This window comes from Pseudonocardia adelaidensis, from assembly GCF_039543345.1.
GTDB classification, from domain to species: Bacteria; Actinomycetota; Actinomycetes; order Mycobacteriales; family Pseudonocardiaceae; genus Pseudonocardia; species Pseudonocardia adelaidensis.
On the sequence record NZ_BAABJO010000009.1, the window covers coordinates 21,974 to 47,894 of the forward strand.

Here is a 25,921-nt window from a genome sequence, read left to right on the forward strand (position 1 = left end):
GACTCCCTACCGGAACCCGGTGATCGTGATCGAGCGGACGACGTGGCGCTGGAACGCGAGGAACAGGATCGTGAGCGGCAGGACCGCGATGGTGGTGGCGGCCATGACGATCGTCCAGTTGGAGTTGTACTGGGACTGCAGGGCCGCGGTCGCGACCGTCAGCACCTGCCACTGCCGCCCCGTGGTGATCACCAGGGGCCACAGGAAGTTGTTCCAGTGCGTGACGACGGTGATGATCGCGAGCGTCGCGAGGATCGGCCTGCTCACCGGCACGACGACGTGCCACAGGATGCGCAGGGTGCCCGCGCCGTCGAGCTTCGCGGCGTCGAGCAGGTCGCCGGGGATGCCCTTGAAGTACTCCCGGAGCAGGAAGATCCCGTACGGGTGCCCGAACACGTACGGCAGCACGAGCGCCCAGAACGTGTTGCGCATGCCGAGGTCGGCGAACACCGCGTACAGCGGGATGATCGTGACGACCTGCGGCACCATCAGCGTGGCCACGTACAGCCAGAACACCGCGTCCCGGCCCGGGAAGCGCAGGCGGGCGAAGGCGTAGGCGGCGAACACCGAGAACACCAGCTGCCCCACCAGGATCACGGCCACGACCTGTGCGGTGACCGCGACCGGCGCCACGAAGTCGTAGCGGTCGCCGAACAGCTCGGCGAAGTTCACCAGGGTCGGCGGGTCCGGCGGGGTGAGCACGGGCTCGGACGCGAACTGCAGCGGGGACTTGAGGGCCGTCTGCAGGCTCAGCAGGAACGGGGCGAGCGTCGCGACCGCGCCCAGCACCAGGAGCAGGTACGTTCCGGCGGTCCTCATGTCGACAGGTCGTAGGTCGTGCGGCGGGCGAACCACCGCTGCTGGACGAGGGTCACCGCCACGAGCAGCACGAACAGCACCAGCGCCATCACCGCGGCCTGGCCGACCGCGCGCTGCTCGAAGGCCTCGTAGTAGATCCGGCCCGCGACGACGTCGGTGACGCCCTGGGGGCCGCCGTTCGGGGTGAGCGCGTAGACGGAGTCGAACACCTGGAAGCTCGAGACCACCCCGGTGACCAGCACGAAGAACGTGGTGGGCCGCAGGAGCGGCAGGGTGACCCGCCAGAACCGCTGCCACGGGGTCGCCCCGTCGAGCATCGCGGCCTCGTGCACGGTGTCCGGGATCGCGCGCAGCCCGGCCGAGAAGAAGAGGGCGACGTAGCCGACCTGCGTCCACACCGTCACCGCCGCCACGGACGGCAGCGCGAGCGCGGGGTCGGCGAGCCATTCGACGCGCCGGCCGAGCAGCGCGTTGAGCGCGCCGTCGGTGGGGGCGAGGACCCACCGCCACACCACGCCGAGCACGAGTGGCGCGCAGATCCACGGCAGCACGTACAGCACCCGGAACGCGGCCGACCCGCGCAGCCCGCGGTTCAGCAGCAGCCCCGCGACCAGCCCGAGCACGGTCTGCGCCGGGATCACGATCGCCACGAACACGGCGGTGGTCAGCAGCGAGCGGGCGAACCGGCCGTCGACGGCCACCGCGGTGAAGTTCTCGAACCCGACGAAGGTGCGGGGGCCGATCAGGTCCCAGCGCTGCAGCGCGAGCCCCGCGACCACGAGGATCGGCAGCACCAGGAACGCGCTGATGCCGAACAGGCTGGGTGCGAGCAGCAGGTAGGCCGTGCGCGTGTCGCGGCGCGCTCCCTGCCGCCTGCCGGCCATCCGCCCCCCGAGAGGATCATGTGTAGAGCGTGAACGGCGGGTACGTGCCGTTGACGTAATGATCGCCCACCTCGCGCCGCTTGTACGCCACGGGGTCGTGCAGGGTGTGGGTGCGGACGTTGCGCCAGAACCGGTCCAGCCCGACCGCATTGCTGGTGGCACGGGCGCCGGTCACGTCGAAGATCGTGTTCGTGACGCCGAGCGCGACGTCCGTGGCCACCACCTTGAGCGCAGCCACGTGCTCGGCGAGCTCGCCGCGGGCGTCCCAGGTGAGCGCGGCGCCGGCGGCGTCGGCGCGGTCGAGGTGGTCGGCCACGCACGGCGGTGGTCTCCAGCCTGCCGCCGAACTCGCGCTCGAACGCCGGGGCGAGCAGCTGCGTGAACGCCAGCACGTGCGGCTGGTTGACCATCGCGCGGATCGTCGCGCCGGTGAGGTCGGCGGGCGCGCCGGCCGGCAGCGAGGTGGCCGTTCCCTCGCAGGCGGCGAGGCCGAGGCCGAGAGCACCCGCCCCGAGTGCGGAGCGCCGCAGGAGGCGGCGGGACAGGACAGGCGACATCGGGGACTCCGGGAAGCCGAGCACGGAGGGGGAACGGGGCCGGGCGTCAGGCCGGACAGACCGCCGTGCTCGTGCGGCAGAGGTCGACGTGGTGGCGGCGGACGAGCGCAGCGCTCATGCCCTCCTCCTCCGGGTCGAGACATCAGATGCCGCGAGGAACGGTAGAGAAACCCGCCCCCGTAATCAAAGCTCCGACGCATCTGCGATGGACGTCACGCCGAATTGTCGGGACATCGACCGGCATTGCCCATTCATTGGGAACGAATTGTCCGGACCATTACGACGAGTTTGCATTTCCGGCGCCGCCGTGCTGCGCTGGAAATGCTTTCTGTGCCCGTTCCCCGAGGAGAACCTCCCGTGTCCCTGACCGCCCACTGGTTCCTGCCCACCTACGGCGACGGCCGCCAGCTCGTCGGCGGCGGCCACGGCGTCGGCGTCGGCTCCGCAGGCGGCGTCCGCCCCGCCTCGATCGGCTACCTCACGCAGGTCGCGCGGGCGGCCGAGCAGGTGGGGTTCTCCGGCGCCCTCACGCCCACCGGGGCGTGGTGCGAGGACGCCTGGCTCACCACGGCGATGCTGGTGGGCGAGACGGAACGGCTGAAGTTCCTCGTCGCGTTCCGACCGGGGTTCGTCTCCCCCACGCTCGCCGCGCAGATGGCCGCCACCTACCAGCGGCACTCGGGCGGGCGGCTGCTGCTCAACGTCGTCACCGGCGGTGAACCGTCGGAACAGCGGGCGTACGGCGACTTCCTCGACAAGGACGCGCGCTACCGCCGCTCCGGGGAGTTCCTGGAGGTGGTGCGGGCGCTGTGGCGCGGGGAGGAGGTCGACCTGCACGGCGAGCACGTGCAGGTCGAGGGCGCGCACCTGGACCGGCTGCCCGACCCGGTGCCGCCGCTGTACTTCGGCGGCTCCTCCCCCGCCGCACTGCAGGTGGCCGCCGAGCACGTCGACGTCTACCTGACCTGGGGCGAACCGCCGGCGCAGGTGGCCGAGAAGATCGCCGCCGTCCGGGTGCTCGCCGCGAAGCACGGCCGGAACGTCCGCTTCGGCATCCGCCTGCACGTGATCACCCGCGACACCTCCGAGCAGGCATGGGCCCACGCGGAGTCGCTGCTCGCGGCGATCGACCCGGCCACCATCGAGCGGGTGCAGGCCGGGCTCGCGCGCAGCGAGTCGGAGGGGCAGCGGCGGATGCGCGCCCTGCACGGCGGCTCGACGGCGAGCCTGGAGGTGTCACCGAACCTGTGGGCGGGCGTCGGGTTGGTGCGCGGCGGGGCCGGTACCGCACTCGTCGGCAGCCACGGCGAGGTGGCCGACCGGATCGCCGAGTACCACGCGCTGGGCATCGACGAGTTCGTGCTCTCCGGCCACCCCCACCTCGAGGAGGCCTGGTGGGTGGGCGAAGGCGTGCTGCCCATCCTGCAGCGGCGCGGCCTCTGGCAGCCACCCGGCGGGGCGAACCTCGCGCCCGCCCCGTCCCGGACCGTCCCGTTCGCGGCCGCCCGATGAGCAACGACACTGTGACCGCCCTGATCGAGGATCGCGCTCACGCCGCGGGAACGCGGACCGTCCTCACCGCGAGCCTCATCGGCACCACTGTCGAGTGGTACGACTTCTTCCTCTACGCGACGGCCGCGAGCCTGGTGTTCCCGAAGCTGTTCTTCCCCGTCGGCGACGAGGTCGTGGCCACGTTGCTGGCGTTCGGCACGTTCGCGGTCGGGTTCGTGGCCCGGCCCATCGGCGGGGTCCTCTTCGGGCACGTGGGCGACCGGATCGGGCGCAAGCGCACGCTCGTCGCCACGATGCTGCTGATGGGCGGGGCCACGGCGCTGATCGGCCTGCTGCCGTCCTACGCGACGATCGGTGTCGCCGCGCCCGTGCTGCTGGTCCTGCTGCGGGTGCTGCAGGGCCTCGCGGTCGGCGGTGAGTGGGGAGGCGCGGTGCTGCTCGCCGTCGAGAACGCGCCGCCGGGAAGGCGCGCCCGCTACGGCAGCGTGCCCCAGATCGGGCTCGGGCTCGGCCTCGCGCTGGGCACCGGCGCGTTCGCGCTGCTCGGCGAGGTTCTGGACGACGAGGCGTTCCTGGCCATCGGCTGGCGGGTCGCGTTCGTCCTGAGCGTGGTGCTGGTCGCGGTCGGCCTGCTGGTGCGGCTGCGGATCATGGAGACGCCGGAGTTCCAGCGCCTGCGCGAGAGCGGCGCCACCGTGAAGGTGCCGGTGGTGCAGGTCTTCCGCACGCGGGCCCACCGCCGCGGCATCGCGGCCGGGATGCTCGCGCGCTGGGCAGAGGGCGCCGCGTTCAACACGTGGGGCGTCTTCGCGATCACCTACGCGACCGCCACCGTGGGGATGGACCGGGTGGTCGTGCTGCTCGCCGTCACCGCGGGCGCGCTGCTGATGGCCGTCGTCGCGCCGGTCGCCGGGCTGCTGGCCGACCGCCACGGGCGCAGGCTCGTGTTCGGCACCGGCGCCGCCGGGTTCGGCCTCACGGTGATCCCGTCGTTCCTGGCGGTGCAGACCGGGTCGCAACCGCTCGTCGTCGCGATCCTGCTGATGCAGCTCGGCGTCTGGTACGGCCTGATGACCGGCGCCGAGTCCACCCTCTTCGCCGAGCTGTTCGACACCGACGTCCGCTACACCGGCATGTCGCTGGTGTTCCAGGGCTCGGGCATCTGGGCATCCGGCCTCACCCCGATCGTGCTCACCGCCCTGCTCGCCGCCGGCGGCGGCAGCCCGTGGTGGCCGGCCTCCTACCTGGCGGGCACCGCGGTCGTGAGCCTCACGGCGGTGCTGGCCATGCCCCGCTGGATCGGATGGCGCCCCGCGTGGACGGGGAACACGCACTGGTGACCATGAGCCTGCCTACTCACCCACAGGTGCCCCGATTGCCCGATGTGGGTGCGCATTCATGGCATTGTGCGGACCCCACCGAGATCACGTCCGCCGGAACACCACTCCAACGATTCATCCTGTTTGCCTCCCCGCGGGATCCTGGAGTACTCATCGCAGTATGGTGATCGCTGCGGACGGCAGGGTGCGGGCTCCGCACGAGGAATGCGCGGCCGGGCGCGCGGTCGACGAAAGCCGGCCGGCCTGGCGGCCGGCCGTGTGCGGCGACCTGCCCGGGCCGCGTTCGGCCGAATTCCTGGCCAGCCAGGGGATTCACGAATCGAACGCCCGGGTCTACGGCAGGCATTTCCCGATCGCGGTCGACGAGGCACGTGGGAGCTTCCTGCGCGATGTCGACGGGAACGTGTTCATCGACTTCCTGACCGGCGCGGGCGTGCTGTCCCTGGGCCACTGCCACCCGGAGCTGGTCGAGGTGGCGGCCGCCCAGCTGGGCCGGTTCGGGCACGGCCTGGACCTGCCCTCACCGGCGAAGGACGCGTTCGTCGAGGCACAGCTGTCGATGCTGCCGGGCCGGATGGCCGACCGGACGAAGGTCCATTTCTGTGGGCCGACCGGGGCCAACGCCGTGGACGCGGCCATCAAGCTGTGCAAGACCGCCACGGGCCGGGGCGACGTGGTGTCGTTCCAGGGCGGGTTCCACGGCACCACGCACGCCGGAATGGCGTTCAGCGGGCCGGTGGGCCCGAAGGCGCCGGTCCGGAACGGCGTGCCCGGGGTGCATTTCTTCCCGTACTCGCATTGCGTGGACTGCCCGTTGGGCCTGTCCCGGGGTGATTGCGCCGTCAACTGCGCCGAGTACCTGGAACGCGCGTTGCGCGACCCGAACGGGGGAGTTCCGCGACCGGCAGCGGTGCTGTTCGAGCTGGTGCAGGGCGAAGGCGGGGTCGTTCCCGCCGACCGGGAATTCGTGCAGCGGGTGCGGGCGCTGACCCGTGAGCTCGACGTGCCGCTGGTGGTCGACGAGGTCCAGACCGGCTGCGGGCGCACGGGCACGTGGTTCGCGTTCGAGCAGTACGGGATCGAACCGGACGTGATCGTGGCGTCGAAGGCGCTGTCGGGGATCGGCCAGCCGGTCGCGTTGATCATGTACGACGAGCGGCTCGACGTGTGGGCGCCCGGCGCGCACACCGGGACGTTCCGGGGCAACCAGGTGGCGTTCGCCGCCGGTGCGCGGGCGGTGGAGATCGTGCGCCGGGAGGGCGTGCTGGACAACGTGGCCGACCGCGGCGCGCAGATCGCTCGGCGACTGGCCGTGTTGGGCGGCGAGCCGTGGGTGCGGGACGTGCGCGGCATCGGCCTGATGTGGGGCGTGGAGCTCGCGGACCCGGCCACCGGGCGCCGGGCGGGGCCGCTCGCGGAGCGGGTGCAGGCCACCGCGCTGCGGCACGGTCTGATCGTGGAGCTCGGCGGCCGCGAGGACGCGGTGGTGCGCATGCTGCCGCCGCTCAACGTCACCGCGGACGTGGTCGACGCGGCGTGCGACATCCTCGTGGACGCCATCACCGCGTGCGCGGACGAGGTCGCCGCGGCGACGCGCCGCGCACCGGGCGTCCTGGCGGCCGGGGAGTGAACCCCGCCGACCGGGCCGCCGAGACGGTCCCGGCGGTCAGCGGCATGCGCCTGCTCGAACCGGTGCGCGGGCCCGACGAGACCGTTCTGAGCACCACTCTCGGCCTGGCCATCCCCCGGCAGCGCGGTTCGCTCGGTGCGCCGAGCAGCCTATCCACCGGGGACCGGGTGCTGGTGGACCGCACCCGCCGGCAGGACCTGCGGTGGCGGCCGGGCGAACGCCTCGAGCAGCTCTTCGAGGAGCGGTGCGACGAGCTGCGTCGCGTGCGGCGCGCCGACCAGCTCTGCGTCGACTCGCCGGGCCGCGCGCTCACCTACGACCAGATGGACGCGCGCGCCAACCGGCTGGCGCGGCACCTGCTGCGACGCGGCATCGGGCCGGGCCACCGCGTGGCCCTGCTGTTCGACGACGCCGTGGACGCGTACGCCGCCATGCTGGCCGTGCTCAAGGCGGGCGCGGCCTACGTGCCCCTCGACACGGCGTTCCCGGCCGACCGCATCGCCTACATCGTGCGGGACTCCTCCGCCGTCGCGGTGCTGTCACCGGCGCACCTGCGCCCGCACCTCCAGCTGGCCGGCTGCCCCGTGATCGCCCTGGACGACGTGGCGGACCGGATCGAGCAGGAGAGCGACCGGCGGGTGCGGGAGGACGAACGCGGACCGGTCGTGGACGCCGTCGCGTACGTGATCTACACGTCCGGCTCGACGGGACGGCCGAAGGGCGTCGCGGTCGGGCACCCGAGCATCGTCAACTTCGTCCGGGTCGCGGCCGAGACCTACGGCGTGCGCCGGGACGACCGCATGTACCAGGGCCTCACGATCGCGTTCGACTTCTCCGTCGAGGAGATCTGGGTGCCGTGGGCGGTGGGCGCCACGCTGGTGCCGAAACCGAGGGGCGGCAGCCTGCTCGGCGCGGACCTGCACGCGTTCCTCACCCAGCGCCGGGTCAGCGCCATGTGCTGCGTCCCCACCCTCCTGGCGACCGTGGAGGACGACCTGCCCGGGCTGCGGTTCCTCCTGGTCTCCGGGGAGGCCTGCCCGCAGGACCTGATCAGCCGCTGGTACCGGCCCGGCCGCCGGTTCCTCAACGTCTACGGCCCGACCGAGACCACCGTCACCGCGACCTGGACCGAGGTGCACCCGGACCGGCCGGTCACCATCGGGGTGCCGCTGCCGACCTACGCAACCGTCGTGCTGGACCCGGACGATCCCGGGCGGGCGTTGCCGCACGGCGAGGTCGGCGAGATCGGCATCGCCGGCATCGGACTGGCGGAGGGCTACGTCAACCGCGACGACCTCACCGCACGGGCGTTCGTCCCCGATTTCCTCGACATCCCGGGCAACGTCTCCCGTCGCATCTACCGCACCGGCGACCTCGGGCGGGTCACGCCGGACGGGGAGATCGAGTACCTCGGCCGGATCGACCTGCAGGTCAAGATCCGCGGCTACCGCATCGAGCTCACCGAGATCGAGTCGGTGATGCTGCGGTTCCCGGGCGTCGCCGGAGCGGTCGTGAGCACGTTCGAGGCGGCACCCGGGTGCGTCGAGCTCGTCGGCTACTACAGCCTGCGCAGCGACGCGGGCCCTTCGACGAGCAGCGGTTGGTGGCCCACCTCGGGGAACACCTGCCGCGCTACATGGTGCCCGCCTACCTGGAGCACCTCGCCGCCATCCCGATGACGTCGAGCGACAAGGCCGACCGCAAGAACCTCCCGCCCCCCACCGCGAGGCGCAGCGCCGCCCCCACCGGCGAGCCCGTCGAGCCGACGACCACCGCCGAACGGGCGCTCTCCGACCTGCTGGCACGGACGCTGGGCGTCGAGCGGGTCTCCACGACCGCGCACTTCTTCGACGACATGGGCGCGAACTCGCTGCTCCTCGCCCGGTTCGCCGCGGCGGTCCGCCGGGACGGCCGGTACCCCGCACCGTCGATGCAGCAGATCTACCAGAACCCGACGGTCGCCGCGCTCGCCGCCGCCCTCGACGTCGCCGGGCCACCACCCACCGACGAGACGCCCGCAGCGGCCCCGGAGGTGACGAGGGCCGGCACCGCCCGCTACCTGCTGTGCGGCGCCACGCAGCTGCTGGTGTACCTCGGCTACACGTCGCTGGCCTCGATGGTCGGCCTGGCCGCACTGGCCTGGGTGCTGGACGCACCCGACGTCGTCGGGTCCTGGCGGCGCTCGCTGGTCGTCGCCGTCGTGGCCTTCCTCGCGCTCAGCGCGTTGCCGGTGCTCGCGAAGTGGCTGCTGATCGGGCGGTGGCGGCCCCGCGAGTTCCCGGTGTGGGGAGCCACCTACCTGCGGATGTGGCTGGTGCGCACGCTCCTGCGGCTCAGCCCGCTGAACGCGTTCGTGGGCACGCCGATCCACAACGTCCACCTGCGGATGCTGGGCGCGCGCATCGGCGCGGGCGCGGTGATCCTCGCGGGCGCGCCCGTGGTGACGGATCTGATCACGGTCGGCCCCGGCACCATCGTGCGCAAGAACGCCCAGTTCACCGGGTACCGGGCCGAGGCGGGGCGGATCCGGACCGGACCGGTCACGATCGGCGCCCACGCCGTCGTCGCCGAGCAGACCGTCCTCGACATCGACACCGCGATCGGCGACGGCGCCCAGCTCGGGCACGCCTCGTCGCTGCACCCCGGCCAGCGCGTACCGGACGGCGAGATCTGGTACGGCTCACCCGCCCGGCGCGGCGACGAGGACCACCGGCTGGTCGACTCCGTCCACTGCGGGTGGGTGCGCAGGCTCCTCTACAGCCTGTGGAGGCTCTTCAACGCCCTCGTCCTCCTGGGACCCATCGCCCTCACGGTGATGGCCGAGGTCTGGCAGTGGGCGGTGCGGAACGGGATCGCACCCGCCGTCGACGTCGCCGTCGCGGGCGGCAGCGCCGCCGCGTTCCTGAGTGTCCTCGGCTGGTCGGCCCTCGCCCTCTTCGGCGGCCTGCTCACCGGGCTGGTCTTCGTGATCGCCGTTCCCCGGCTGCTGTTCCCGTTCCTGCGCGCGAACGTGGTCTACCCGCTGTACGGGCTGCGGTACGGCGTCCACCGCACGGTGCTCCGGCTGACGAACCTGCCCGCCTACACGGCCCTGTTCGGCGACAGCTCCGCGATCCCGCACTACCTGCGCGCGATCGGCTGGCACTTCGGCGCGCCGTTCGTGCAGAGCGGCTCGAACTTCGGGGTCGCGGTCGGGCACGAGTCCCCCGTGCTGACCACGATCGGCAGCGGCACCATGGTCTCCGACGGCCTCGCGGTGATGAACGCCGACTACTCCGCCAACGCCTTCCGGCTGCGCGAGGTCCGGATGGGCCACCGCAACTTCCTCGGGAACAACATCGCCTTCCCGCCGGGTGCGCGCGCCGGCGAGAACTGCCTGCTCGCCACCAAGGTCCGGATCCCGATCGGCGGGCCGGTCCACCGCGACGTCGGCCTGCTGGGGTCACCGGCGTTCGTGATCCCCCGCTCGGTGCACCGTGACGGGGCGTTCAGGGAGCTCGACAACGAGGAAGCGCGGCGCCGCCTGCTGCGCCACAAGAACCGGCACAACACGGTCACCGTGCTCATCTACCTCGCCGCCGGGCTCGTCGACCTCTACGTGATCGCCTTCCTGAGCGTGCTGGCGCTCGAGACCTTCGCGCGCGCCGGGCTCTGGGTCGCGCCGGTGGTCACCATCGCCGGGCTGCTCTTCGGCATCTCGTTCCACGTCCTGCTGGAACGCGCCATCACCGGGTTCCGCCCGTTGCGACCCATGTTCTGCTCCGTCCTCGATCCCCGGTTCTGGGAGCACGAGCGGTTCTGGAAGATGACCCTCGGCGCCGCCCTGGGGCTGTTCAACGGCACCCCGATGAAGAACGTTCTGTGGCGGGCGCTCGGCGTGCGCATCGGCCGTCGGGTCTTCGACGACGGCTGCGGCATGCCCGAGAAGACGCTCGTCACCATCGGCGACGACGTCACGCTGGGCGCCGGCACCACCATCCAGGCCCACTCGCTCGAGGACGGCGCCTTCAAGTCCGACCACGTCGTCATCGGTGCCCGAAGCACCATCGGCCCGAACGGGTTCATCCACTACGGCGTGCACATCGGAGCCGAGACCCTGGTCGACACGGATGCCTTCCTCATGAAGGGCACGGAGACGGCACCCCGGTCGCGCTGGAGCGGCAACCCGGCCACCGAGCAGCGCGAGGCCGCCGCGCTCCGCCCGCGGTGAACGACGACCATCCACGCGGCGGCACCTGGTACACCGCACCCATGACGACCGTGACCGATGTCGAGTACCACGCCGACGGCCGGACGATGATCGGCCGCCTCGCCGTGCCCGACGGCGACGACCCACGTCCGGCGGTTCTGATCGCCCACGAGGGCCCGGGCCTGGATGACCACCAGCGCGGCCGAGCGGATCAACTCGCCGAGCTGGGCTACGTCGCGTTCGCGCTCGACTACCAGGGCGACGGGGTACCGATGAGCGACCGTGCCGCGATGATGGCCCGGCTCGACGAGCTCTGGCACGACCCGGAGCGCACCCGCGCGCTGGCCCGCGCGGGCCTGGAGGTGCTGCTCGACCAGCCCCGCGCGGATCCCGCACAGGTCGCCGCGATCGGATACTGCTTCGGCGGTCACCTGGTCCTGGAGCTGGCCCGCGCCGGCACCGATCTCGCCGCCGTGGTCGGTTTCCACCCCCGCCTGGCGACGCCACGACCGACCGACGCAGCCAACATCACCGCGAAGGTGCTCGTGTGCATCGGCACCGAGGACCCACTGATCCCGGTCGGCGAACGGCTGACGTTCGAAGAGCACATGCGCGCGGCGGGCGTGGACTGGCGGATGAACCTGTACGGCGGTGCGCAGCACAGCTTCACCCATCCTCAGGTGGACCGCATCGAGGTCCCCGGGCTGCGGTACGACGAACTCTCCGCACAGCGATCGTGGCGGGCGATGCTCGACCTGTTCGGCGAGATGTTCGGCTGACAGGCACCCGGCTGGGCCGTTCGGGCGATCTCGCGGCCGCGCCGTCCAGGCCACCCGGAATCGTCAGTGCTCGATCGTATGTTCGAATCGTGCCGGGAATGGTGGACCTCATCGACCGGGCGGTGGACCTACCGCCCGGCCCCGAGCTGTCCACCCTCCTCGCCCGCCTTCCCTGGGCGGAGGTGCCCAACGCGCGCCTGGTCGAGGTGCTGCAGGCCCGCTCGCGACAGCTCGCACACGATCAGGCCCAGTTGTTCGCGGGCATGGCGGAGATCACCCGCGCCACCCCGGTGGCCGGGCTGCCCGACGACGCCGTGTCCCGGGCCGACGACGACTTCGAGTGGGCCTCGCACGAGATCGCCGCCGCGCTCACCTGGACCCCCACCACCGCCGATCGGGAACTCGACTTCGCCCAGATCCTGGTGCGCGGCCTGCCGCTGGTGTTCGCCGCCCTCGACCACGGGTTGATCGACCGGGGCAGGGCGAAGGTGTTCTGCGACCACCTGGACCCCGCCCGCGGCGAGCTCACCGAGGCGCAGATCCGGCGGCTCTGCGAACGCTTCGTGCCCCTCGCCCCGCGCCTGACCGCCCGGCAGCTGTCCCGGCGGCTGCTGGCGGCGATCCAGGCCATCGACCCCGACCACCACCGCCGCCGCTACGAGCGCGGGCTCCGCGAACGCGGGGTCGTCCTGCACCTCAACCGCGACGGCACCGCCACCCTGTCCGGCGAAGGCCTCCCACCCGAGGAGGCCGCCGCCGCGGCCGCCCGCCTCGATCGACTGGCCGAGGCAGCGCGACGGGCGGGGCATCCGGGGCGGCTGTCCCAGATCTCGGCAGATCTGTACCTGGGCATGCTGGACGGTTCGTTCCACGGCCTCACAGAGGCGCAGATCCTGGCCGGGCTGCTCACCCACCCTCGCCCCGAGGACCACACCACCGATCCAGACCACGTCTCCGATCCCGACGACACCGCGGCCTGCACCGGGAGCATCGCCGACGACGCCGGCAGCGAGGGCACGTGTACGGAGCACGCCGGCGACACGGGGGACACGGCCACCGCCGGCGGTGTGGCCGCGAGCGACCCGACCGCGACCACGAGCGACCCGACCGCGACCACGAGCGACCCGACCGCGACCACGAGCGACCCGACCGCGACCACGAGCGACCCGACCGCGAGCAACCCGACCGCCAGTGATCCGACCGGGACCAACCGGACCGCAGCTCACCCGACCGCAGCTGATCCGACCGCACCTGATCCGACCGCACCTGATCCGACCGCACCTGATCCGACCGCGCCTGATACGACGGCCGCCGGTGCGATGTCCGCAGGTGCCGGTGCGGACCGGTGGCGCGACGAACGGATCGGGACCCGCGAGGGCATCGAGATCCGGGCCGGCCTGACCACCCTCATGGGCCGCGACCAACGCCCCGCCGAGATCCCCGGCCTCGGCCCGATCGACGCCGAGACCGCCCGCACCGCAGTCGCCCGGCAACGCCGCGGCGCACAATGGCAGTTCGCCGTCGTCGACTCCCGCGGCTACCTCCTACTCGCCGGACCACTTCGCCGCCGGCCAGGCCGCACGCCGACCGGAGCCGGGCCGCCGAACCGGGTGCGCGGAGGCGTCGTCGAACTGCACCTCACCCTCGCCGAGCTGCGCCGGTTCGGCGCCGACCCCGACCTGACCGGCGACTGGGCCGGCGTCATCGCCGAGATCGCCGAACGGTGGGCCGACCGGCACCGCCTGTGGCGCGAACTCGACCGCAACCCCCGCGCCCGGTTCGCCCGCGGTGCCCTGGCCCTGCACGTGCGGGTCCGCGACCGCACCTGCGTCGGGCCCTGCTGCGACCGCTCGGCGCGGCGCTCGGATCTGGACCACACCATCGACCACGGCCGCGGCGGCGACACCGTGGAAGGCAACATCGGGCCCGGTTGCCGGCGCCACCACCCCGACAAGGACCGCGGCTGGAGGCTCTCCCAGCCCGAGCCCGGACATTTCGTGTGGATCTCCCCGCTCGGGCGGACCTACCGGACACGCGGCGAACCGATCCGGCCCGACCTACCCGACCCGGAACCACCACCCGAGGGGAGCGACCAGCGTGAGAACCCGGACACCGACCACGGCAACCCGCTCGACCTGCGGGTCCTGTGGCGGGAAGGCCGGGACCCGGCCCCACCACCGCCCTCGCCGGCTCCCGACACCGAGGAGGAACCGCCATTCTGAGAACGAGGACGTGCCGGACCGGTGGATACCGCTCCGCTCAGATCTGCGGCGTGATCGCCTGGAGCGCAGCGGAGGCCGTGACCGCGGCCGCCAGGTCCGCCAGCGCGGCACCGTGGGCGGCGGCCAGGGTGGCAGTCTGCTCCGTCAGCGTGGTGCGGTCGACGTAGCCGCCGTGGTCGAGGTACAGACCCGGGGACAGCACCTGCACCGCGAAGAAGCCGGCGAGCACGTTCCTCAGGTCGCCGAGGGCGAGGTAGTGGTGGCCGCTCGCCCCGGTGAGCACGGTGGCGGCCACCGTGCCCTGCAGCGGGGCGGTGGCCTCGCCCCACTTGCCGCGTTCGGTGCGCTCGAGGAGATCCTTGAGCAGCGCGCTGTAGGTGGCGCGGTAGACCGGGCTGCCGAACACCACACCGTCGGCGTCGGTGAGCGCCGCGATCACCGCGTCGGCGCCCGCATCGGACAGCTCGAGCAGCGACGTCGTGGCCCCCGCCTTCTCGGCCCCGGCGAGCACCCCGGCCACCGCCGTGGCCGTGCGGCCGCCCGGCTCCGGCCCGGCGACCACCCCCAGCACGTGTGTCATCGGTCCTCCTCGATGTGCGCGGCGAGACCGTAGCGGCCCCGGTGGAAGAGCAACGGGGAGCGGGTGGCGTCGGCACCGAGGTCGTGCACCCGGCCGGCGACGATCGTGTGGTCGCCCCCGTCGTACTCCCGCCAGAGCGTGCAGCCGATCCACGCGCACGCGCCCTCGAGCACCGGCGCGCCGTACGGCCCGGGCCACCACCTCACGCCGGCGAACTTGTCCACCCCGGAGCGCGCGAACCCGCCGGACAGGTGCTGCTGGTCGGCGGCCAGCACGTTCACGCAGAACGCGCCGGCCGCCCTGATCCGCGGCCACGTCGACGAGGTGCGCGACGGGGCGAAGCTGATCAACGCGGGGTCCAGGGACAGCGAGGCGAACGACTGGCACGTGAACCCCAGCGGCCCGTCGGGCCCGGCCGCCGTGACCACGACGACGCCGGATGCGAAGTGCCCGAGGACCTCCCGCATCGTCGCGGGCTCGACGACGACCGTCACGGCTGCAGGTCGGGCCGCGGCGGAATGCGCTCCCCCGCCTCCACCGCCACCGACAGCCGGTTCTCGGCCGGTGGTAGCGGGCAGGTGGCGTGGGCCGTGAAGGCGCACGGCAGGTTGACCGTGCGGTTGAAGTCGATCGTGACGCGGCCGTCGGAGTCGGGGTCGGCGAGCGCCACCGAGCGCCCGCCGCCGTAGGTTGTGACGCCGGATGTGGCGTCCCGGAAGTGCAGGGACAGCCCGCCTGCCTTGCCGGGGAACGCGACGAGCTCGTGCTCGGCGCCGCCGAGGGTGAAGCGGACGACGCCGACGGCGGTCGGGAAGTGCTGCAGCCCGTCCACCACGGCGCCGACGGTCAGCCGCTTCGGCTCCGGGTACGCCTCGAAGCGGCCCGCGACGACCCACCGCTCGTCCACGTCGAACGCGGGCGCTCCGGTGAACGCGGTGCGCGTGATCGCGTGGGGGTCCCGGACCCGCAGCGCGTAGTCGTCGGTGCGGCGGATCACCTCGACCCGCCGCTCGCCGATCTCCACGAGCACTCCCGGCTGCCCGTCCACCGGCTCCAGGCGCACGGTCCCGGTGACGGGGACGCCGTCCACCGCGGCGTCCCCGTCGGCGGTGAGCTCGACGCCGCCGTCACCGGTGGCGCGCCAGGTGCCGGGGATGCCGTCGAAGCCGCGGGCCGTGCCGTCGAGCCAGTGCAGGGCGGTGAGGCTGAGCCAGCCGTGCGGGGTACGCAGCTGCTCCTCGCGCTCACGATGCCAGGTGTCCCACTCCTGCCGGAGCGGGGACTCGATCGTGGTCATGCGCTCTCCTTCCTGGTCGACGGTGCGTGCGGGTGGCGCAGGCCGAGGTGGTCGCGCAGGGTCGGTCCGGGGTAGGCGGTGCGGTAGCTGCCGAGGTCCTGCAGTTCGGGGACGACCTCGGCGACGAACCGGTCGAGGCCGCCGGGTGTCAGGTGCGACACCAGGATGAAGCCGTCGCAGGCGTCACGCTGCACGAACTCGTCCATCCGGGCGGCAACGGTGCGGGGCGAGCCGATGAACGACTGGCGGCCGGTCTTCTCGATCACGACCTCGCGGATCGAGAGTCCGCCGTGCGCGGCCGCGAAGTCCCGCCATTCCTGCGCGACGGCCCGTGGGTCGCGCGCGTGCCGTACCCGGCCGCGCGTGATCGAGACGTTCTCGACGTCGGGATCGACGTCGGGCAGCGGACCGTCCGGGTCGTACTGCGACAGGTCACGGCCCCACACCTGCTCGAGGAACGCGATCGCGGTCTGCGGGGAGACCTGCTGGCGGCGGATCCGCCCGGCCTCCTCCTGCGCCTCGGCGTCGGTGTCGCCCAGCACGAACGTGACGCCCGGGAGCACCTTGAGGTCGGCGCCGCTGCGGCCGTGCTGCGGGAGCCGGGCCTTCACGTCGGCGTAGAACGCCTGCCCGGCCTCCAGCGTGCCGTGCAGGGTGAAGATCGCGTCGGCGGTGGCCGCGGCGAAGTCGCGGCCCTGGGCGGAGTCGCCTGCCTGGATGAGCACCGGGTGGCCCTGCGGGCCCGGCGGCAGCGGGAGCCGGCCCCGCACGTCGAACTGCGGGCCGAGGTACTCGATCTCGGCACGCCGCGAATCCCCCCGCGCTGAATCCCAGAGGGCCCGGGTGACGGCGACGACCTCGGCCGCCCGCTCGTAGCGCTGCTCGCGGGGCAGGAAGCCACCGCGGCGGAAGTTCTCGCCGGTGAACGCGTCGGACGTGGTGACCATGTTCCACGCCGCCCGGCCCGCGGAGAGGTGATCGAGCGACGCGAACTGCAGGGCCAGCTCGTACGGCTCGTTGTACGTCGTGTTGATCGTGCCGGCCAGCCCGATCCGGGACGTGACGGCGGCGAGCGCGTTCAGCACCGTGAAGGTGTCCGGCCTGCCCACCACGTCCAGGTCGTGGATGAGGCCGCGGTGCTCGCGCAGCCGCAGCCCCTCGGCGAGGAACACGAAGTCCATCAGGCCGCGCTCGGCGTTCTGCGCGAAGTGCACGAACGAGGCGAAGTCGGTCTGGCTGCCGGCGGCCGGGTCGCTCCAGACCGTGGTGTTGTTGACGCCGGGGAAGTGCGCGCCGAGGTGGATCTGCTTCTTGTGAACGCTCACGATCCCGCTCCTGCGAAGTGGTTGGCCGGCCGAGGAAGCCCGAACCGGGCGCGCAGCGAACCGCCCGCCCGGCCCGTGCGCAGCAGCCCGCGGCCGGCCAGCAGCGGCACCGCCTGGGCGGCCACCGCGTCGAGGTCGGCCGGGAGCACGAGCGGCACCAGCGTGACGCCGTCGGCGGCGCGGGTGCGCACGGCGCTGCCGATGAGATCGGCGAGGTCGGTGGCCGGGCCGAGCACCCGCACCGAGGACGCCGGGAGCTGGCCGCCGGCGAGCGCGTCCAGCTCGGCGAGGTCGCGGCGGGCCCGGTGGCGGTCGGCGGCGAGGTGCACCTCGACGTCGAGCAGGACGGTGACGTCCTCGGGGTCGCGGCCCGCGGCGGCCACTGCCGAACGGATCCGCTCACGTGCGGCTACCGCGTCCGGCAGGTCCGGCGCCGCGATCCGCACGACGTCGGCCCAGCGGGCGGCCACCGGGAGTGCCTCCTCCTCGTCGGCCCGCAACACGACTAGGGGGTGCCCCTGCGGCGGCCGCGGCGTGATCGACGGGCCCTTGACGGAGAAGAACTCGCCCTGGAAGTCGATGTGGTGCAGCTTGTCGCGGTCGACGTAGCGCCCGGTGGCGGCGTCGCGGATCACCGCGCCGTCCTCCCAGGAGTCCCACAGCCGCACCACGACCTCGATGGCCTCGGCGGCCTCCCGCCACAACACGCCCGCGGGTGCGGCCGGCTTGCGGCCGAACAGGTCCGCCTCGGCCTGGGTGCGCGACACGGCCGGTTCCCAGCCCGCGTGCCCGGACGAGACGATGTCGAGCGTCGCGATCGACTTGGAGACGTGGAAGGGCTCGGTATGGGTGACGGTCGCGGTGGGCACCAGGCCGATCCCCGGCACCACCGGTGCGATCCGCGCGGCGACCGCGACGGCGTCCAGCAGCGGCCCGCCGTCGGGGTGGAACGAGTGCGGGATGAGCGCCAGGTCGAGTCCACGGCGCGCGGCCGTGCGCGCCAGGCCCGCGTGGTGGACGGCGGAGAGCAGCACGGCGGGGTCGAGCCCGGCCCACGCCGCGGCCGCCGGGTGCCGGCCCGCCGCGGTCAGCTCGACCGCGAGATGCATCCGTGCCTCGGTGAATGGACTCATCGTCCGGCCCCGGCCCTGCTGTGCTTACCCGCCCCGCCGGCCCCGCCGGCTACCGTTCCCCGAGCCGACCCGTCGGGGAACAACGCACGGGGAAACAGCGCAGCGCGCGGACGCTGTGACATCGATTCGTTCGCAAGCTCACTCATCGCGAGACGCTCGCCTCCGCCCGGTCTTCCTGGGTGCAACCAGCTCGCACGCCGGCATGTTCCGCCCACGCGGCGGCCAGCAGCTCGCTGCTGCGCACGCGGTCGGCGTGCTCGGTGGTGATCGTGGTGACCAGCAGCTCGTCGGCGCCGGTGACCCGGGCGAGGGTGGCCAGTTCCGCCACGACGGTCGCGGGCGACCCGGCGAACTGGGTGGCGGTCCGGTCGGCGACGATCGCGCGCTCCGCGTCGGTCCACTCGCGCGCCGCGGCCTCCTCCGGCGTGACGTAGGGCCGGGCGCCGACGCCGGTGCGGATGTCGAGCACCCACTGCGCGTACGGCGCGGCCAGCTCCCGCGCGCGCTCGTCGGTCTCGGCGACCACGACGTCCGCCGAGACCACGACGTACGGCGCCGGGCGCCGGGCCGACGGCCGGAACGCGCGGCGGTAGGCGTCGACGGTCTCGAGCACCGTGCTGGGGGAGGTGTGGTAGCTCGCCGCGAACGGCAGGCCGCGCTCCGCCGCCACGCGCGCGCTCTCGCCCGGGCTGGAGCCGAGGATCCACACGTCCAGGTCGGCGCCCTCGGCGGCCGGGACGGTGACGGTGGCCCCGTCCGGGCGGCGGGCGGCGCCGCCGAGGTGGTCGAGGATCGCGCCGACCTGGGTGTCGTAGTCCGGCGTCGGGTCCTCCGCACGGATCCCGAGCAACCGGGCGAGGTGCACGTAGGTGGACAGGTCCCCGCGGAACCGGGCGGGCGGCGGGATCAGCAGCCCGTCCACCACGCGGGACGGCGGCAGGGGCGGCGGCGCGGCGTCCGGTGCCGGAGCCGTGCCGGCCAGCCGGAGGGTCTTGTGGAGGTCGAACCGGCCCAGGCCGAGGTCCACCCGGCCCGGGTGCAGCGCCGCCACCGTGCCGAACTGCTCGGCCGCCTGCAGGGGCGAGGTCACGGGCAGCTGCACCGCGCCGGAGCCGACCCGGATCCGGGACGTGGCCGCGGCGAGGAGTGCCACCAGCACCGGCGTGGACGACGAGGCGACCCCGGATGCGAGGTGGTGCTCGGCCACCCAGTACCGCCGGTAGCCCGCCCGCTCCGCGACCCGGGCGAGGTCGACGGAGTTGCGCAGCGCGTCGGCCGCGGTGCCGCCGGCCGGGATCGGGGAGAGGTCGAGGATCGAGAGCGGGATCGTCACGAGACCGCCCCCACCGGCTCGTCGGCGGGCCGGGCGTCGTCCGGGTCGCGGGGCACGGCGCCGGCGAGCGGGCGGCTCGGGACGGCGGCGCGCAGCGCGGGCGCCACCTCGGCCTGGAACACCTCCAGCTGCTCGCGCTGGCGCCGCGGGGACAGGCCGTCGCCGTCCAGGTGCACGTGCAGCACCTCGTGGCCGAGCACCGCGTGGTAGCGCAGCACCTTGTCGACGATCTGGTGCGGGCTGCCGACCAGGGCGGACGAGCGCTCCACGAAGTCCTCGACGGTCGGGAACACGACCGGCAGCCCGAACCGTTCCGCGGCCGCGAGCCGCGCCGCGAACGCCGGCCGGAACTCCTCGATCGCCTGCTGCGAGGTCGGAGCGATGTGGAACGCCGCGGTGCCGGCACCGACGAGCGCGGCGCCCGGGTCGTGGCCGTGCGCCACCCAGCGCTCGCGGTAGTGGGCGACGAGCTCGGCGTACGGCTCGATGGGGTGTGTGACGTTGGCCGAGAACAGCGGGTCGCCGTAGCGGGCGGCCACCTCGACCGACTCCTTGCTGGTGGCGCTGCCGTGCCAGACCCGGATCGGGTGCTGGCGCGGCGGCGGCCACGTCTCGGCGTCGACGAGCGGCGGGCGGAACCGGCCGGTCCACGTCGTGCGCTCCTCCCGCCACAGCCTGCGGAAGAGCTCGTAGCCCTCCGCGTTGCGGTCCCACTGGTCGTCGGTGGTGACGTGGAACAGCTGGGCCTGCGCGGCGCCGTTGCCCTTGCCGATGATCAGCTCGAGGCGGCCGTCGGCGAGCTGGTCGAGGGTGGCGTAGTCCTCGTAGGCGCGCACCGGGTCGAGCAGCGCGAGCGTCGTGACGCCGGTGAACAGCGTGATCCGCGAGGTGCGGGCCGCGACGTGGGACAGCACCACGGGCGGCGCCGAGGACAGGAACGGCCGCTCGTGCCGCTCCCCCACCGCGTAGCCGTCGAAGCCCAGCTCATCGGCGAGCACGGCGTTCTCGACCACGCGGTGCAGGCGGGCGTTCGGTGTCGGCGTCCGGCCGGTGACCGGGTCGGGCCCGTTGGTGATCAGGGTGAGGACGAGGATCTTCATGCCGTTTCCTCCAACCGGCGGCCTGCGATCGCGGCGAGCAGCTCGCGCGTGTAGTCGTGCTGGGGCGCGGCGAAGAGCTGCTCGGTGGGCGCCAGCTCCAGCAGCCTCCCGTCGCGCAGCACGCCGACGCGGTGCGCGATCCGGCGCACCACGGCGAGGTCGTGGGAGATGAACAGGTAGGCCAGCCCGGCGTCGGCCTGCAGCCCGGCGAGGAGGTCGAGCACCTGTGCCTGCACGCTGACGTCGAGCGCGGACACCGGTTCGTCGCACACCACGAGGTCGGGCGAGAGAGCGAGCGCACGCGCGATCGCCACGCGCTGGCGCTGCCCGCCCGAGAGCTCCGCGGGGCGCCGGTCGAGCACCGACTCCGGCAGCGCGACCCGGTCCAGCAGCTCGGCGGCGCGGGCACGGCGCGACCGCGCGTCCCCCACCCGGAACGCCCGCAGCGGCTCGGCGATCACCTCGGCGATCGAGAAGCGGGGGTCCAGCGAGGCGTACGGGTTCTGGTAGACCAGCTGCGCGCGCCGCCGCAGCTCCCGCCACGCCCGCCCCCGCACGCGGGTGATGTCGGTGCCGTCGAAGACCACCGTGCCCGACGTGGGGTCGGCGAGCCGCAGCACCAGCCGGGCGGTCGTCGACTTGCCCGAACCCGACTCGCCGACCAGTGCGAGCGTCTCGCCCCGCGCGATCGTGAAGCTCACGCCGTCCACCGCCCGGATGCGCCCGCGGCCCAGCGGGAACTCCTTCACCAGATCCCGCGCCTCCACCACGGTCTCGGCGCGGGGAGCCGGTCGTTCGCGCACGGCGTCCAGGTGCAGCCCGGGGGCGCTGTCCAGCAGCCGCCGCGTGTACTCCTCGCGCGGCGCGGCGAGCACCTCCCCCACCGGCCCCTCCTCGACGACCCGTCCCGCCTTCATCACGACGAGCCGGTCGGCGCGATCCGCCGCCACCCCCAGGTCGTGCGTGATCAGCAGGACGGCCGTGCCGGACGCGCGGACGAGCTCGTCGAGCCGGTCGAGGATGTGCCGCTGCACGGTGGCGTCCAGTGCGCTGGTGGGCTCGTCGGCCACCAGCAGCTGCGGGCGGGCCGCGATCCCGATGGCGATGAGCACGCGCTGGCGCATCCCGCCCGACAGCTCGTGCGGGTACTGCCGGGCGCGGGCCCCCGCGTCGGGCAGCCCGGCCTCGGCCAGCAGCTCGACGGCCCTCGCGGGGGCGCTGCGCCGGTCGGCCAGCCCGTGCACGGTCAGCACCTCGGCGACCTGCACCCCGACCGGCTGCACGGGGTTGAGCGCGACGCCGGGGTCCTGCGGCACGAGGCCGATCCGCCGGCCGCGCACGGTGCGCCACGCCCGCTCGGACAGCCCGGTGAGCTCCTGCTCGCCGAGCGTGACGCGGCCGGCGTCGATCCGGCCGGTACCGGGGAGCAGCCCGGCGACGGCGTGCGCCAGCGTCGACTTCCCGGACCCGGACTCCCCGACGATCGCGACGACCTCCCCGGGCGCGACGGCCAGCGAGACGCCGCGCACGGCGGGGACGAGGCCACCGGCAGTGGCGTAGGAGACCCGCAGGTCCTCGATCTCGAGTGTCATCGGGACCGCTCCCCGTCGAGCGCGCGGGAGATCCGGTTCACCGCGAGCACGGTGACCGCGATCGCGGCGCCCGGCACGGCGCACAGCCACCACGCCACCGCCATGTAGTTGCGCCCTTCGGCCACGAGCGAGCCCCATTCCGGCGCGGGCGGCGGCGCGCCGTACCCGAGGAACGACAGCGACGAGACCGCGAGGATCGCGAGCCCGAACTCCAGCACCGCGAGCACCAGAACCGGCCCGGCCGCGTTCGGCAGGACGTGCCGCAGCAGCGTGGCGTGCCACCGGGTGCCGACCGAACGCGCGGCCTCGACGTAGACCGACTGCCGCACGCGCAGCGTCTCGGCGCGCATCACGCGGGCGAAGCTCGCGACGCTCGCGACGCCCACGGCGATCGCCACCTTCACCGTGCCGTACCCGAGCGCCGTGATCAGCGCGAGCGACAGCAGGACAGCGGGCACCGCGAGCAGCACGTCGACCCCGCGCATGAGCACCTCGTCGAGCCAGCCGCGGACGAACCCGGCGAGCACCCCGACCAGCCCGCCGACGACGAGCGCCACCGCCACCGCGATCAGCGTGGCCTGCAGTGAGAGCGCGGCGCCGTGCACGACCCGGGTGTAGACGTCGCGGCCGAGGTAGTCGGTGCCGAACACGTGCGCGGCCCCGGGCGCCTGCAACCGCTCCGCCGGCACGCCCGTGGCGGGGTCGCCGGGCGCCAGCACCTGCGGTGCGAACGCCGCGAGCACCACGAGCGCCACGTAGACCACCGAGACGACGAGGCCGGGCCTGCGCAGCAGGAACCGGACGCGGCCGTCCCGGCGCGGCGGCGCCTCGTCGGCCGCCGGCTCCCGTACCAGCAGCCCGGGGGATGGAAGGACGGCGGAGCCGGCGGGGCGGGTAGGAACAGTCATGAGATGGCCCCGATCCGCGGGTCGAGCAACGGGTAGATCAGGTCGACCGCCAGGTTGACCAGCACGAACACCGCCGCGGCGAACACCACGATCCCCTGCACCACCGGGATGTCCTGCACCCCGACGGCGGCGACGGTGAGCCGGCCCAGCCCGGGCCGGGTGAACACGGTCTCCACCACCACCGAACCGGCGAGGAGGTTGCCCACGACGTAGCCGAGCACGGTGAGCGCGGGCAGCGCGGCGTTGCGCAGCGCGTGCCGCAGGTGGATGCCGGCGCGGCCGACACCCTTGGCGCGCGCGGTGGTGACGTACGGCTCGCCGAGGGCCTGCGAGAGGCTCTTCGCGAGCACCTGCGCGACGAGCGCGCCGGTGGGCAGGCCGAGCGTCACCGCCGGGAGCACGAGCGCCGCTGCCCCGTTCGCGCCGACGGATGGCAAGAGGTGGAACCCGAACGCGAAGACCTGGACGAGCATCAGGCCCACCCAGAAGACGGGGAGCGACACCGCGAGCGAGGGAAGTGCCATGAGCAGCTGCCGCAGCCACGGTGCACGCGTGTAGGTGGCGACGAGCGCCACCGTGCCGCCGAAGAGGACCGCGACCAGGAGCCCGGCCACCGAGATCTGCAGCGTGGGCGGCAGCGCATCGAGGATCGCCCCGCGCACGTCCTGGCCGTTCTGGATCGAGGTGCCGAAGTCCCCGGTGAGCGCCGCGAGCAGGCGCTGCCCGTACTGCACGAGCACCGGCTGGTCGAGCCCGTAGCGGGCGCGCAGCGCGTCCAGCTGCTCCGGCGGCAGCGGCTCGCCGTCCAGGCCGCCGCTCGCCATCGTCGCCACCGGGTCGCCCGGCAGCAGGTAGAGCACCACGAACGACACCGTGAACGCCGCCCAGAGCACCCCGACCGCCGCCAGCAGCCGCCGGGCCAGGTACCGAGCGGTCACGCCGTTCACGGCTGCACCTTCCACGCGTCGTGCAGCTGGATCCGCGAGCTCGCGTCGAACAGGACACCGTGGACGTCGGCCGCGACGCCCAGCACCGTGGTCAGCTCCACGACCGGGATCGTGTGGTAGCCCCGCACGAGCAGCTGCTGCGCCTGCGCGACGGTGGCCGCGCGGTCCGCCGGGTCGGGCTGCGCCGCCTGCTCGGCGAGCAGCGCGTCGAGCGGCCCCGGCGCCAGGCGGTTGTAGTTGTTGCCGGCCGTCGAGTACTGGCTGCGCAGGATGTCCGGGTCGGCCCGGGTGAGGTTGCCCCAGTTGGCCACGAAGTCACCGGACTGCTGCGTCGGGGTGCTCTCCGAGATCGGCTTCTCCCGCAGCTGCAGGTCGATCCCGACCCGGCGCACCTGCTGCTGGATCAGTTCGACGGTGGCGCGGTTGGCGGGCGAGTTGGAGTACCAGGTGAGCACCACCGTCAGTGGCGTGCCGTTCCGCGCCCGGATGCCGTCCGGGCCGGGCAGCCAGCCCGCCGCGTCGAGCACCGACCCCGCCTCCACCGGATCGAACCGCAGCAGTGCGGACTGGTCGGCGTACCCCGGTGTGGTCGAGGCGAGCGCGCTGGTGGCCGGCGTCGTCTGCGAGCTGTAGACGGTGGCGACGACCTCGGCGCGGTCGATCGCGAGCGACACCGCCTCCCGCACCGCCGCGTCCCCGCCGATCGGGGTGGCCTGGTTGAACGAGATGCCGAACGGGATCCCCGGGTTCGCGCGTGCGATGAGCTGCACCCCGGCCGCGGCGAGCACGGCCTCGTCCTGCTGCGCGATGTTGCCGATGGCGTCCACCTCGCCGGACTGGAGGCTGCCCACCCGCACCCCGGACTCGGGCACGATCCGGAACTCGACCCGGTCCAGCTGAGCCTCGCCCGGCGACTGCCACAGCGACGAGCCCCACGCGTACCCGGCGCGCTTCGCGAGCACGATCGAGTCGTCGCGGGTGTAGGACTCGATCAGGAACGGGCCGGAGCCGATCACCGAGGCGCACCGCTCGTCGTCGCTCTTCCCCACCGTCGCCGGCGACAGGATGCCCAGGCTGTGGGTCGACGTTCCCTGCAGGAACTGCACGTTCGGCTCGTCGAACGTCACCGTGAACCGGGTCGGGCTCTCCACCGTGGTGCCCGTGTATCCCGCCAGGTAGCCCTTCGGGAGCGACGCGCGCGGGCCGAGGTCGGGCACGGCGTCGAAGTTGGCCTTCACGGCCGCGGCGTCCAGCGGCGTGCCGTCGCTGAACGTCACGCCCTCGCGCAGGGTGAACGTGTACGCGCTCGCGTCGGCGTTGGCCTCCCAGCTCGTGGCGAGCCACGGCCGCAGCTCACCGGTGGCCGGGTCCTGGTCGGTGAGCGAGTCGACCACCTGGCGCAGCGAGAAGATCGTGTCGTTGCTGCCGACCTGCTGCGGGTCGGCGCACCCCTGGTCGCTGCTCACCGCGAAGCGCAGCGTGCCGCCCGGCCGAGGGGTGCCCGGGTCTGCGGTGCTCGCGGCGGGCGTCGCGCCGCACGCGCCGAGCAGGACGGCCGCGGCGGCCAGCCACAGCACGAGAGGTCGGGACATGACGTGGTCCTTCATCCAGGAAAGCGCGCAGGAACGGGCACCGCCGCGTGTCTGCGGCAGTGCGCGATGGATGGGGTCGGGTCGTCAGGCCCGACAGAGCGCCGCGCAGGTGCGGCACAGATCGACGTGGCGGCGCCACGCATGCCACGTCGTCCGCAGCTCGATCCGTTCCGGACCCGGCA

Annotated in this window: 21 protein-coding genes; 7 read left to right on the forward strand and 14 right to left on the reverse strand. The window is 73.5% G+C overall.

The genetic code is table 11. The features are described from left to right. Positions 1-6: 6 nt before the first annotated feature. The 3 genes from ABEA81_RS13655 to ABEA81_RS13665 are packed head-to-tail and all read right to left on the reverse strand — an operon-like array spanning position 7 to position 2,019. Positions 7-819 carry a carbohydrate ABC transporter permease gene (locus ABEA81_RS13655; RefSeq protein WP_345605396.1) on the reverse strand — a complete coding sequence of 271 codons (813 nt, stop codon included), beginning with the start codon at positions 817-819 and terminating at the stop codon, positions 7-9. Then, positions 816-1,703 carry a carbohydrate ABC transporter permease gene (locus ABEA81_RS13660; protein WP_345605397.1) on the reverse strand — a complete coding sequence of 296 codons (888 nt, stop codon included), beginning with the start codon at positions 1,701-1,703 and terminating at the stop codon, positions 816-818. Before ABEA81_RS13660 ends, ABEA81_RS13655 begins: the two co-directional genes overlap by 4 nt. A 16-nt stretch (positions 1,704-1,719) precedes the next feature. Beyond that, positions 1,720-2,019 (reverse strand): acyl-CoA dehydrogenase family protein, encoded by a 300-nt coding sequence (locus tag ABEA81_RS13665; RefSeq protein WP_345605398.1) that lies wholly within the window; start codon positions 2,017-2,019, stop codon positions 1,720-1,722. Between the two features lie 598 nt (positions 2,020-2,617). Between ABEA81_RS13665 and ABEA81_RS13670 the strand changes: the two genes are divergently transcribed. The 7 genes from ABEA81_RS13670 (at position 2,618) to ABEA81_RS13700 (ending at position 13,932) form a co-directional block, all read left to right on the forward strand. Then, positions 2,618-3,772 carry an LLM class flavin-dependent oxidoreductase gene (locus tag ABEA81_RS13670; RefSeq protein WP_345605399.1) on the forward strand — a complete coding sequence of 385 codons (1,155 nt, stop codon included), beginning with the start codon at positions 2,618-2,620 and terminating at the stop codon, positions 3,770-3,772. Further along, positions 3,769-5,112, forward strand: a complete 1,344-nt coding sequence (locus tag ABEA81_RS13675) for an MFS transporter (protein ID WP_345605400.1) — start codon at positions 3,769-3,771, stop codon at positions 5,110-5,112. Before ABEA81_RS13670 ends, ABEA81_RS13675 begins: the two co-directional genes overlap by 4 nt. A gap of 160 nt (positions 5,113-5,272) precedes the next feature. After that, positions 5,273-6,742 carry an aspartate aminotransferase family protein gene (locus tag ABEA81_RS13680; protein WP_345605401.1) on the forward strand — a complete coding sequence of 490 codons (1,470 nt, stop codon included), beginning with the start codon at positions 5,273-5,275 and terminating at the stop codon, positions 6,740-6,742. Continuing rightward, the gene (locus ABEA81_RS13685; RefSeq protein WP_345605402.1) at positions 6,739-8,421 is read left to right on the forward strand and encodes an amino acid adenylation domain-containing protein; all 1,683 of its coding nucleotides are present in this window, start codon (positions 6,739-6,741) and stop codon (positions 8,419-8,421) included. The genes ABEA81_RS13680 and ABEA81_RS13685 overlap by 4 nt, the downstream gene beginning before the upstream one ends. Next, a complete protein-coding gene (locus ABEA81_RS13690; protein ID WP_345605403.1) occupies positions 8,346-10,952 on the forward strand; it encodes a Pls/PosA family non-ribosomal peptide synthetase in 2,607 nt (868 codons plus the stop codon). The genes ABEA81_RS13685 and ABEA81_RS13690 overlap by 76 nt, the downstream gene beginning before the upstream one ends. 41 nt (positions 10,953-10,993) lie before the next feature. Next, positions 10,994-11,710, forward strand: coding sequence for a dienelactone hydrolase family protein (locus tag ABEA81_RS13695; protein ID WP_345605404.1), 717 nt, complete (start codon positions 10,994-10,996; stop codon positions 11,708-11,710). Between the two features lie 98 nt (positions 11,711-11,808). After that, positions 11,809-13,932: a DUF222 domain-containing protein gene (locus tag ABEA81_RS13700; protein ID WP_345605671.1), complete on the forward strand. Its 2,124-nt coding sequence runs from the start codon at positions 11,809-11,811 to the stop codon at positions 13,930-13,932. 37 nt (positions 13,933-13,969) lie between these two features. Here the strand turns inward: ABEA81_RS13700 and ABEA81_RS13705 are convergent, their stop codons facing one another. From ABEA81_RS13705 to ABEA81_RS13755, 11 genes are all read right to left on the reverse strand, one after another. Continuing rightward, positions 13,970-14,512 carry an NAD(P)H-dependent oxidoreductase gene (locus ABEA81_RS13705; RefSeq protein WP_345605405.1) on the reverse strand — a complete coding sequence of 181 codons (543 nt, stop codon included), beginning with the start codon at positions 14,510-14,512 and terminating at the stop codon, positions 13,970-13,972. Beyond that, the gene (locus ABEA81_RS13710; RefSeq protein ID WP_345605406.1) at positions 14,509-15,006 is read right to left on the reverse strand and encodes a flavin reductase family protein; all 498 of its coding nucleotides are present in this window, start codon (positions 15,004-15,006) and stop codon (positions 14,509-14,511) included. Before ABEA81_RS13710 ends, ABEA81_RS13705 begins: the two co-directional genes overlap by 4 nt. After that, positions 15,003-15,809 (reverse strand): DUF1684 domain-containing protein, encoded by an 807-nt coding sequence (locus ABEA81_RS13715; RefSeq protein ID WP_345605407.1) that lies wholly within the window; start codon positions 15,807-15,809, stop codon positions 15,003-15,005. Before ABEA81_RS13715 ends, ABEA81_RS13710 begins: the two co-directional genes overlap by 4 nt. Continuing rightward, entirely contained in the window at positions 15,806-17,134 is a 1,329-nt protein-coding gene (locus ABEA81_RS13720) for an NtaA/DmoA family FMN-dependent monooxygenase (RefSeq protein ID WP_345605408.1), read from the reverse strand. The genes ABEA81_RS13715 and ABEA81_RS13720 overlap by 4 nt, the downstream gene beginning before the upstream one ends. Continuing rightward, on the reverse strand, positions 17,131-18,243 hold the full coding sequence (locus ABEA81_RS13725; RefSeq protein WP_345605409.1) for an LLM class flavin-dependent oxidoreductase: 1,113 nt from the start codon (positions 18,241-18,243) through the stop codon (positions 17,131-17,133). Before ABEA81_RS13725 ends, ABEA81_RS13720 begins: the two co-directional genes overlap by 4 nt. Positions 18,244-18,409: 166 nt before the next feature. Then, a complete protein-coding gene (locus ABEA81_RS13730; protein ID WP_345605411.1) occupies positions 18,410-19,600 on the reverse strand; it encodes an LLM class flavin-dependent oxidoreductase in 1,191 nt (396 codons plus the stop codon). Then, positions 19,597-20,700, reverse strand: coding sequence for an LLM class flavin-dependent oxidoreductase (locus ABEA81_RS13735; protein WP_345605412.1), 1,104 nt, complete (start codon positions 20,698-20,700; stop codon positions 19,597-19,599). Before ABEA81_RS13735 ends, ABEA81_RS13730 begins: the two co-directional genes overlap by 4 nt. Continuing rightward, positions 20,697-22,292: an ABC transporter ATP-binding protein gene (locus ABEA81_RS13740; RefSeq protein WP_345605413.1), complete on the reverse strand. Its 1,596-nt coding sequence runs from the start codon at positions 22,290-22,292 to the stop codon at positions 20,697-20,699. Before ABEA81_RS13740 ends, ABEA81_RS13735 begins: the two co-directional genes overlap by 4 nt. Beyond that, a complete protein-coding gene (locus ABEA81_RS13745; RefSeq protein WP_345605414.1) occupies positions 22,289-23,200 on the reverse strand; it encodes an ABC transporter permease in 912 nt (303 codons plus the stop codon). Before ABEA81_RS13745 ends, ABEA81_RS13740 begins: the two co-directional genes overlap by 4 nt. Next, complete coding sequence (locus ABEA81_RS13750) at positions 23,197-24,147, reverse strand: ABC transporter permease (protein ID WP_345605415.1); 951 nt, start codon at positions 24,145-24,147, stop codon at positions 23,197-23,199. Before ABEA81_RS13750 ends, ABEA81_RS13745 begins: the two co-directional genes overlap by 4 nt. Beyond that, complete coding sequence (locus ABEA81_RS13755; RefSeq protein ID WP_345605416.1) at positions 24,144-25,739, reverse strand: ABC transporter substrate-binding protein; 1,596 nt, start codon at positions 25,737-25,739, stop codon at positions 24,144-24,146. Before ABEA81_RS13755 ends, ABEA81_RS13750 begins: the two co-directional genes overlap by 4 nt. Between the last annotated feature and the right edge of the window lie 182 nt (positions 25,740-25,921).

What these genes read in the sequence shown, in the direction of transcription:
- ABEA81_RS13655 (WP_345605396.1), bottom strand. Translation starts at nt 819, where the DNA reads ATGAGGACCGCCGGAACGTACCTGCTCCTGGTGCTGGGCGCGGTCGCG.
- ABEA81_RS13660 (WP_345605397.1), bottom strand. Translation starts at nt 1,703, where the DNA reads ATGGCCGGCAGGCGGCAGGGAGCGCGCCGCGACACGCGCACGGCCTAC.
- ABEA81_RS13675 (WP_345605400.1), top strand. Translation starts at nt 3,769, where the DNA reads ATGAGCAACGACACTGTGACCGCCCTGATCGAGGATCGCGCTCACGCC.
- ABEA81_RS13680 (WP_345605401.1), top strand. Translation starts at nt 5,273, where the DNA reads ATGGTGATCGCTGCGGACGGCAGGGTGCGGGCTCCGCACGAGGAATGC.
- ABEA81_RS13695 (WP_345605404.1), top strand. Translation starts at nt 10,994, where the DNA reads ATGACGACCGTGACCGATGTCGAGTACCACGCCGACGGCCGGACGATG.
- ABEA81_RS13700 (WP_345605671.1), top strand. Translation starts at nt 11,809, where the DNA reads ATGGTGGACCTCATCGACCGGGCGGTGGACCTACCGCCCGGCCCCGAG.
- ABEA81_RS13705 (WP_345605405.1), bottom strand. Translation starts at nt 14,512, where the DNA reads ATGACACACGTGCTGGGGGTGGTCGCCGGGCCGGAGCCGGGCGGCCGC.
- ABEA81_RS13715 (WP_345605407.1), bottom strand. Translation starts at nt 15,809, where the DNA reads ATGACCACGATCGAGTCCCCGCTCCGGCAGGAGTGGGACACCTGGCAT.
- ABEA81_RS13725 (WP_345605409.1), bottom strand. Translation starts at nt 18,243, where the DNA reads ATGCATCTCGCGGTCGAGCTGACCGCGGCGGGCCGGCACCCGGCGGCC.
- ABEA81_RS13735 (WP_345605412.1), bottom strand. Translation starts at nt 20,700, where the DNA reads ATGAAGATCCTCGTCCTCACCCTGATCACCAACGGGCCCGACCCGGTC.
- ABEA81_RS13740 (WP_345605413.1), bottom strand. Translation starts at nt 22,292, where the DNA reads ATGACACTCGAGATCGAGGACCTGCGGGTCTCCTACGCCACTGCCGGT.
- ABEA81_RS13745 (WP_345605414.1), bottom strand. Translation starts at nt 23,200, where the DNA reads ATGACTGTTCCTACCCGCCCCGCCGGCTCCGCCGTCCTTCCATCCCCC.
- ABEA81_RS13755 (WP_345605416.1), bottom strand. Translation starts at nt 25,739, where the DNA reads ATGTCCCGACCTCTCGTGCTGTGGCTGGCCGCCGCGGCCGTCCTGCTC.